This window comes from Eggerthella sp. (assembly GCF_048329335.1).
GTDB lineage: Bacteria > Actinomycetota > Coriobacteriia > Coriobacteriales > Eggerthellaceae > Eggerthella > Eggerthella lenta.
The window spans coordinates 1-1,107 of the sequence record NZ_DBFEGU010000401.1; the positions used below are offsets into that span (position 1 = coordinate 1).

1 protein-coding gene is annotated in these 1,107 nt (G+C 67.3%); it reads left to right on the forward strand.

Going from position 1 to position 1,107, the window contains the following annotated elements:
- Positions 1 to 67: 67 nt before the first annotated feature.
- On the forward strand, positions 68 to 1,107 hold a 1,040-nt coding region (locus ACMO6A_RS12445), incomplete at its 3' end, for a hypothetical protein (RefSeq protein ID WP_418471350.1).

Sequence of the window (1,107 nt, forward strand, 5' to 3'; positions counted from 1 at the left end):
GTCGCGTGAGTTGTGGCGGTTCGATTCGTGGGCGACGTATGACGCGCCGGGCGTTCACGGCCCGCATATGACGACCAGTCCGGACGTGTTCATCTGCGGTCTTCGCGGCAACGGCAAGTCGTTCGCGGCGAAGGTGATGGCGTTGCGTGAGATCGAGGCGGGCCGTCATGTGATCGTCCAGTCGGATCGCGAGGGCGAGTGGGGCCGGGTCGCCGCCCATGTGGGAGGCCAGGTCGTCTCGCCGGGCGGCGGCCGTTATCTGAACCCGTTCGCGTTGCCGGACCGTCCGTCCGCCGGCGAGGACGATCTGTGGCGTCAGGAGGTGCTTTCCGGGCGCAAGGCGGCGTTCATGAGCCTGGCGGAGGCATTGCGCGAGGATGGAGGCCCGTTCCCGCTGGATCGCGACATGCAGGTGGTCGTGGACCGTGTGGCGGTGTCGTTCGGCACTGGGCCGATGACGTTGGAGGCTGCGGTGGACCGTCTCGCGGACCGTGCATGGGTGGATGGGGAGTCGCCCTCGATGACGGGTTTCGAGCATGAGCCGGCGTTGGCCCGTGCGGCGGCGGCCGCGGCGGCTCGCGTGTATGCGCCGATGGTGCGTGGCGGCACCCTGTCGGGCATGTTCGACAGGGAGTCCACCATCCGCTTGGATCCGTCGAGTCCGATGATCGTGTTCGACACGTCGAGTCCGGCGTTGAACAACGAGCAGCTCAAGCGCGTGTTCACGGCGGCGGTGAGCTCGTGGATCGACCGTCTGCTGCAGGGGCGTGACGGGAGGCGGCGGATCGTGGTCGACGAGGAGGCGTGGGATCTGCTGTCGAACGCGCGTCTGGTGGACTCGTTGCAGACCAGGCAGAGGTCCGCCGGCCATTGGGGGTGCGCGACCTGGCTGATCGTGCATGGCGTGAACGACATGACGCATGTGTTCGGCGAGGGCAGCGAGCTGCGTGGCCGTGTCGAGGAGATCCTCAACCAGATGCAGACGAAGATCATCTTCCGTCAGGGCGGGTCGAACATCGACATGCTCAGCCGGCTGGTCCCGGATCTGAGCGAGGACGAGCGGCGGGTGATTCCCACGCTGCCGCAGGGGCTTGGGGTGTGGAGGGT